The organism is Calorimonas adulescens, assembly GCF_008274215.1.
In the GTDB taxonomy this organism is placed as follows: Bacteria; Bacillota; Thermoanaerobacteria; order Thermoanaerobacterales; family UBA4877; genus Calorimonas; species Calorimonas adulescens.
This window is the reverse complement of the sequence record NZ_VTPS01000054.1, coordinates 1-667: the sequence shown is the minus strand read 5'-3', so window position 1 is coordinate 667 and position 667 is coordinate 1. Positions and strand designations below refer to the sequence as shown.

Genomic DNA, 667 nt, shown 5'->3' with positions numbered 1-667 from the left:
TATGCTTATCCTTTCCTGCTGCAGGGCTTTCACATCAGTCATTTTATTTCACCCACCCTTGACAGATTTTTACTCCTTCGGCAGCGTTGGTGGTAAAGGCATCAGCTCCTACATACTCACACGCTTCTTTTGTCACAGGGTTCCCGCCGATTATGACCTTTACTTTGTCCCTCAATCCAGCCTGCTTTAATCCATCTATCGTGTCCTTCATGGATTCTATGGCCAGTGTTAAAACTCCACTGAGACCTACTATTTCAGGTTTTACTTCTTTCACCTTTTCTACAAAGTTTTCCACCGGCTGGTCTATGCCCAGATCATACACTACAAAACCTGCTGCCTCGGCCATGCTTCTGAAAATGTTTTTGCCTATGTCATGCAGGTCGCCGTGGACTGTGCCAAGGACAATCGTTCCCACTTTTGACTCGCTTTTGCCGCCTATCACCGGCTTTAAAATATTAATGGCTTCAGTGAGAAGCTCTCCGGCAAAGATGAGGTCACCCACAAAGTATTCGCCCTTTTCAAATAAATCTCCAACAGTTCCCATCCCCTGCTGGCATGCGTTGACTACTTTCTGAGCCTCTTCTTCTGTGGGCTTTGAGTTCACAAATTCTGTCAGCATTTCTGTTACTTTCTCTTCGTCCAGTTCTCCTACTGCCCGGGTCAATTC

Annotated in this window: 1 protein-coding gene; it reads right to left on the bottom strand. The window is 46.2% G+C overall.

The genetic code is table 11. The features are described from left to right. Positions 1-43: 43 nt before the first annotated feature. On the bottom strand, positions 44-667 hold a 624-nt coding region (locus FWJ32_RS13220), incomplete at its 5' end, for a cobalamin B12-binding domain-containing protein (protein WP_149546431.1).